The following is a 6,190-nucleotide window of genomic DNA, read 5'->3' as shown; positions in this document are numbered from 1 at the left end:
GTGGTGGGACCGGACGGGCACCTGTGGTCCACCGGCGAGACACAGGTCCAGGGGCCCGTCGCCAGCGTCGCGGTGCGCCCGCTCGGTCCGGCCGGCACCTACACCGTCAACTATCGGGTGACCTCCGCCGACGGTCATGTGGTGTCGGGTTCGTGGCCGTTCCGGTTGACGGTGGCCGGCACGGCCGAACCCGGCCCGGCTGTGACCGAGCACGGCGACGCACCGCCGCCGCTTCCCCGCCGATACGCCGACCCCGAGGGTGACCTGCCGATATGGCCGTTCGTGGCCGGCGCGGTGGCACTTGTCGGGGCTGGCCTCTGGCTGAATCGGCGCCGATCTTGATTGCTGCCCATCTCATGGCCGCAGGCAGATGCTGGCATGATGGGCAAAGTCGCCGGTGTCGCCGAGTTGATCTGAGACGAGAACGCGCCAGAGGAGCTGCCGTATGACCGACCCGCAGGGCCACCCCGATCACGAATCCGCCGCCGCACCCGAACCGCCTGCGCCGTCCGAACCCACTGTGCCGTCCGCCGCCGAACCCGCCGAATCCGCTGCACCTGACGCGCCCACCGCGCCGGCTGAGCCGGCTGGAGCCGCGGGGCCCGCCGAGCCACCGGCCAAGAAAGCCCCGGCCGAGCCACCGGCCAAGAAGGCCGCCAAGAAGGCACCGGCCAAAGCCGCCAAGAAGGCACCGGCTAAGGCGGCCAAGAAGGCACCGGCCAAGAAGGCACCGGCGAAGAAGGCACCCGCCAAGAATGCACCCGCCGCCGCCCCCTCACCCGCTCCGCGGCCCGCCGGCACCAATGGTTCGGGCCAACTCACCGATGGCGCCAAAGAAACGGCTGCCCAGGCGAAGTCGACGGTCGAGGCAGCCCGCAACCCGCTCACCCCGTCGGTGCCGCCGTCTCGCCGGTCGCCCGGCGCGGTGCTGGCCGCCGGCTTCCTCGGCCTGCTCGGCCTGCTGCTGATCCGCCGGCTGTTCCGCGCGCGCCGCGGCTGAGCCCCGGTGACCGTAGCTTTCCGGCCCACCGCCGACCTGGTCGACGATATCGGCGCCGCCGTACGCAGCTGCGACCTGCAGTTCCGTCAACTCGGCGGCCGCACCGAATTCGCCGGCCGGATCAGCACGGTCCGCTGCTTCCAAGACAACGCCCTGCTCAAATCGGTGCTGTCCGAGCCCGGCGACGGCGGGGTGCTGGTGATCGACGGCGCCGGGTCACTGCACACCGCCCTGGTTGGTGACGTCATCGCCGAGCTGGCCCGCAGCAACGGCTGGGCCGGGCTGATCGTGCATGGCGCGGTGCGTGACGCCGCGACGCTGCGCTCGCTCGACATCGGCATCAAGGCGCTGGGCACCAATCCCCGCAAGAGCACCAAGACCGGCGCCGGCGAACGCGACGTCGTGGTCGAACTCGGCGGCATCGCGTTCGTGCCCGGCGAACTCGCCTACAGCGACGACGACGGCATCGTCGTCGTGTAACGCAGATGGATGACACCCTGCGGGCACGCTGGGAACGGTTGCGAGAACGCGTCGACGACGCCTGCCGCGCCGCCGGCCGCGATCCCGGCGAGGTCACCGTGCTTCCGGTGAGCAAGACCTTCGGCCCGGACCTGATCCGGGAGGCTGTCGGCTTGGGGCTGCACCGCTTCGGCGAGAACAAGGTCCAAGAGATCCGGGACAAGTCCGAGGCGCTGGCCGAGTGCGCCATCGACTGGGTGATGATCGGGCACCTGCAGACGAACAAGGCCGGCGTGGTGGCCCGGCTGGCCACCGAGCTGCAGTCCCTGGACCGGCCCAAGCTGGCCGCGGCGTTGGATCGGCACCTGCGCACCGAGAACCGTGTCCTCGACGTACTGGTGCAGGTCAAGACCTCCCACGAGCCCAGCAAGTACGGGCTGGACCCAGCGCAGCTGCTGGGATTCCTCGACGAGCTGGCCGGTTACCCCACGCTGCGGGTGCGCGGCTTGATGACGCTGGCCATCAACACGTCCGACCCCGATACAGTCCGCGGCTGCTTTCGCCGGTTACGGCAGCTGCGCGACGACGCCGCCGCCCGTGGCCACGACCTGCCGCGGCTGTCCATGGGGATGAGCGGAGACTTTCCGCTGGCCATCGCCGAGGGCGCCACCGAGGTGCGGATCGGCACGGCGATCTTCGGCGCCCGCCCATACCCCGACTCCCATTACTGGCCCTGAACCCGGGGGGCCGGGGTGGGCGCTGCGCTTACGCCGCGACCGCGGCCCGGTGCTTGGAGAAACGCAGAACGTCGTCGTCGACCTTGCCGCGCCGGATCAGCTGGAGATCCAACAGGTAGTTCTGCTTGAGCCGCCAGGGTGCGCGTGATCCGGCCTTGGGCAGGTAGTCCAGCGCCCGAAGCACATAGCCGGGGGTGAAGTCCATCAACGGCCGGTCCTCGATATCGGCACCGGGTCGTCCCGGCACCACGGTGTCGAATCCGCGCTCGTCCATGTAGTTGAGTAGCCGGCAGACGAACTCCGATACCAAGTCGGCCTTCAGCGTCCAGGACGCATTGGTGTAGCCGATGGTGAAAGCCATGTTCGGCAGCCCGGTGAGCATCAGGCCCTTGTAGGCCATGGTGTCGTTGAGGCAGACCGGTTCACCGTTGCGCCGCACCTCGGCTCCACCGAACAACTGCAGGTTCAGCCCCGTCGCGGTGATGATGATGTCGGCGGGCAGTTCCGCACCGGAGCTCAACTTGATACCGGTCTTGGTGAAACGCTCGATGGTGTCGGTGACGACGTCGGCCTGTCCGCCCCGGATGGTCTTGAACAGATCACCGTTGGGAGCCAGGCACAACCGCTGATCCCACGGCTTGTAGCTGGGACCGAAGTGCTTCTCGACGTCGTAGCCCTTGGGCAACCGGCGCTGGGCCATGGTCAGCAAGGTCTTACGCATGAAGTTCGGGAAGCGCCGCGACAGCTGGTACTGGAAGGTGCTGAAACCGATCGCCTTCCAACGGTTGGCGACGTGCGCCGCGTGCGCCGGCAACAGCTTGTTGGCCCGCTCGGCGAAGGGATCGACCAGCGGGAGCGAGCCGATGTAGGTCGGCGAGCGCTGCAGCATCGTGACATGCCCGGCACCGGTGTTCACCAGACTCGGGATCAATGTCACCGCGGTCGCGCCGGAGCCGATCACCACAACCCGCTTGCCCGCATAGTCCAGGTCCTCGGGCCAGTGCTGCGGGTGCACGATGGTGCCCTCGAAGTCTTGCGCGCCTTCGAACTTCGGCGAATAGCCCTCGTCATAGTTGTAGTAGCCACTGCAGGCGAACAGGAACGAGCAGGTGAGCTGGCTCTGCTTACCGTCGCTTTCCACGGTCACCGTCCACTGGCCGTCGTCATCCGACCAGTCCGCGGCCACCACGTGCTGCCGGTACCGGATGTGGGAGTCGATGCCGTTCTCGGCAGCCGCCTCCTTGATGTAGGCCTTGATCGAGGCGCCGTCGGCGATCGAGTGCGCCGAGCGCCACGGCTTGAACCGGAAACCGAGGGTGAACATGTCGGAGTCGGAGCGGATGCCCGGGTACTTGAACAGATCCCAGGTACCACCGAGGTCGTCACGGCGCTCCAGGATCGTGTAGCTCTTGCTCGGGCAGCGGTTCTGCAGGTGCCAGGCCGCGCTGATACCGGAGATGCCGGCACCGACGATCACAACATCGAGGTGTTCAGTCATGGCGCCAGGTTATCAACGGGGTGTCGAGTCGGTCAACACCCTGTTGAATTTGTCGACATCATGTAAGGTAGCGGTCATGGCCAGCCCGAATGCGACCCGTCACGGACGCCGTGCGGTGCGGCCGTCCGGCGATGATCGTGAGCTGGCGATCCTGGCGACCGCCGAACGACTGCTCGAGCAACGGCCGCTGGCCGAGATCTCCGTCGACGACCTGGCCAAAGGCGCCGGGATCTCCCGGCCCACCTTCTACTTCTATTTCAAGTCCAAAGACGCGGTGCTGCTGTCGTTGCTGGAGCCGCTGATCGCGGCCGCCGACTCGGAGTTCGTCGGCGCTGTGCAACGGCTGCCGACCGACCCGCGCCGGATCTGGCGCAGCGGTATCAAGGCGTTCTTCATCGCGTTCAGCTCGCATCGGGCGATAGCCCGGGCCGGTACCGAGGCGCTGGCCACGAGTCCGGAATTCAAGGCGATGTGGAACGGCTTCATGCAGAAATGGATCGAGCAGACCGCGGCGATGATCACCGCCGAGCGCGAGCGCGGCGCGGCGCCGCACACCATTCCCGCGCTGGATCTGGCGACCTCGCTGAATCAGATGAACGAGCGCACCATGATGGCGGCCCTGGTCGCCGAGGAACCGTCGATCGCCCATGACCGGGTGGTCGACACCTTGACCCACATCTGGGTCAGCAGCATCTACGGCGAAGCGCTGTAACGGCTTTCGCCTCAGAACTCGCCGATGCCGAACCCGGCCAGCAGCACCGCGAAGCCGCCGATCTCACCGACGATCAGCAAGACCATGCCCAGCTTCATGAGCCGGCCGGCCTTCTCGAACTGGTTGGTGGTGTCGCGCAAGGCGCCGTGCAGCATGTAGCTGGCGATCGCGGTGACGAAGAAGTACACCATCACCATCGCCGCGGTCATGTTCACCCAGGTCGGCCAGCCACTGAGCTCGACGAACACCGCGACCAGCAGCGTGGCGAAGGAGTACAGCAACGCCGCCCGGTGGGCGATGTCGACGTAGATGTGAGCCTGGTGGTTCTCCGAGGTGGCGATCTGCTGGTATTTCCAGACCCCCAGCAGCAGCGCCAGCAGGAAGATCAGCCCGGCCGCCAACAGCGTCACCTTGGTGTCGATCCCCAGAGTCACCATGTCCACAGCGGGAGCCTATCGGGCGCCGACGTCCCTCCGCCGCGCAGACGCCCACGCCCCCATGGCGGCTTTCATGACTGGACGCGGGAAAAAGCACTAACCTCGGCGGAATGCGCTTCGCGTTCAAGACCTCACCGCAGAACACCACCTGGGCCGACATGCTGGCGGTCTGGCAGGCCGCTGACGGCATCGACGTCTACGAGTCCGGCTGGACCTTCGACCACTTCTACCCCATCTTCACCGACTCGACCGGACCCTGCCTGGAGGGCTGGACCACGCTGACGGCGCTGGCCCAGGCGACTTCCCGGCTGCGGCTGGGCACCTTGGTCACCGGCATCCACTACCGCCACCCCGCCGTGCTGGCCAATATGGCCGCGGCCCTGGACATCATCTCCGGCGGCCGGCTGGAGTTGGGCATCGGCGCCGGGTGGAACGAGGAGGAATCCGGCGCCTACGGAATCGAGCTGGGCAGCCTCAAGGAGCGCTTCGACCGGTTCGAGGAGGCCTGCGAAGTGCTCGTGAGCCTGCTCAGCCAGGAGACGACCGATTTTGACGGTCGCTACTACCAGCTCAAGTCCGCTCGCAACGAGCCCAAGGGCCCGCAGCGCCCGCACCCGCCGATCTGCATCGGCGGCAGCGGCGAGAAGCGCACGCTGAAGATCACCGCCCGCTATGCCCAGCATTGGAACTTCGTCGGGGGTCCGCCGGCCGAGTTCGCCCGCAAGCGCGAGGTGCTGGCCGGACACTGCGCCGACATCGGCCGCGACCCCAAGGAGATCACCCTCTCGGCGCACCTGCGGCTGGAACCCGACCGGGATTACCGCAAGGTGGTCGATGACGCCGCGGCGCTCGGCGCCGAAGGTCTGGACCTGGCGATCGTTTATCTGCCGGTGCCCTATGACCCGGCGGTACTGGAACCGTTGGCCGAGGCGATCCGGGATTCCGGCCTGTGGACGCCGGCCTCGTCAGAAGTCACGCCGCGGTAACGCCGCAGCAAACTTTCCCGCTCGGGTCGCCCCGCGCAGACCCGAAAACCTACGTCGCGTAGCGCATCAACTCGTCGGCCGTGATCAGGCGCTCATGCTTGGCCGGAAACTCTCGGCTCCGCCGTGGATGCCGCAGCAGTGACCAGGCCATTCGGCCCATCCGGTATCGATATAACGGGTTGACGTACACGGTGAAAAACCCCCGCCCCGGCTCGGACCAGATCGGAATAACGCCGACCATGTTAACACGCTGTTAACGCGGCAGCTATTGCTGACCATTAGACACCGCAGCGTTGGCAAACAGAACCCGACGCGCCGAAATGTGATGCAGATGTTATCTACGAGGTTATTGAGGTTTAGG

Annotated in this window: 8 protein-coding genes; 6 read left to right on the top strand and 2 right to left on the bottom strand. The window is 67.0% G+C overall.

Annotated elements, in window-relative coordinates:
• From A5694_RS03945 to A5694_RS03930, 4 genes are all read left to right on the top strand, one after another.
• The coding region (locus A5694_RS03945; RefSeq protein WP_131809498.1) for a copper resistance CopC family protein at positions 1 to 342 on the top strand (342 nt) is incomplete at its 5' end.
• A gap of 103 nt (positions 343 to 445) precedes the next feature.
• On the top strand, positions 446 to 1,000 hold the full coding sequence (locus A5694_RS03940) for a hypothetical protein (protein WP_109535583.1): 555 nt from the start codon (positions 446 to 448) through the stop codon (positions 998 to 1,000).
• A 6-nt stretch (positions 1,001 to 1,006) separates the two neighbouring features.
• Positions 1,007 to 1,480, top strand: a complete 474-nt coding sequence (gene rraA, locus A5694_RS03935; RefSeq protein WP_064920540.1) for a ribonuclease E activity regulator RraA — start codon at positions 1,007 to 1,009, stop codon at positions 1,478 to 1,480.
• A gap of 5 nt (positions 1,481 to 1,485) precedes the next feature.
• Positions 1,486 to 2,196, top strand: coding sequence for a YggS family pyridoxal phosphate-dependent enzyme (locus A5694_RS03930; RefSeq protein ID WP_064920539.1), 711 nt, complete (start codon positions 1,486 to 1,488; stop codon positions 2,194 to 2,196).
• Positions 2,197 to 2,224: 28 nt separating this feature from the next.
• On the opposite strand, the gene A5694_RS03925 is transcribed toward A5694_RS03930, so the two are convergent.
• Positions 2,225 to 3,694, bottom strand: a complete 1,470-nt coding sequence (locus A5694_RS03925; RefSeq protein WP_064920538.1) for a flavin-containing monooxygenase — start codon at positions 3,692 to 3,694, stop codon at positions 2,225 to 2,227.
• Positions 3,695 to 3,770: 76 nt separating this feature from the next.
• Here A5694_RS03925 and A5694_RS03920 point away from each other — a divergent pair, with 76 nt between their 5' ends.
• Positions 3,771 to 4,406, top strand: coding sequence for a TetR/AcrR family transcriptional regulator (locus tag A5694_RS03920; RefSeq protein ID WP_064920537.1), 636 nt, complete (start codon positions 3,771 to 3,773; stop codon positions 4,404 to 4,406).
• A gap of 11 nt (positions 4,407 to 4,417) precedes the next feature.
• On the opposite strand, the gene A5694_RS03915 is transcribed toward A5694_RS03920, so the two are convergent.
• Positions 4,418 to 4,843, bottom strand: a complete 426-nt coding sequence (locus A5694_RS03915; protein ID WP_064920549.1) for a hypothetical protein — start codon at positions 4,841 to 4,843, stop codon at positions 4,418 to 4,420.
• A gap of 110 nt (positions 4,844 to 4,953) precedes the next feature.
• On the opposite strand from A5694_RS03915, the gene A5694_RS03910 reads away from it, so the two are divergent.
• Positions 4,954 to 5,829 (top strand): LLM class F420-dependent oxidoreductase, encoded by an 876-nt coding sequence (locus A5694_RS03910; protein ID WP_064920536.1) that lies wholly within the window; start codon positions 4,954 to 4,956, stop codon positions 5,827 to 5,829.
• Positions 5,830 to 6,190: the final 361 nt, after the last annotated feature.

The sequence above is a fragment of the Mycolicibacter sinensis genome (assembly GCF_001667945.1).
Taxonomy (GTDB): Bacteria; Actinomycetota; Actinomycetes; order Mycobacteriales; family Mycobacteriaceae; genus Mycobacterium; species Mycobacterium sinense_B.
The sequence above is the reverse complement of the archived record's forward strand: the minus strand, read 5'-3'. Positions and strand labels throughout refer to the sequence as shown.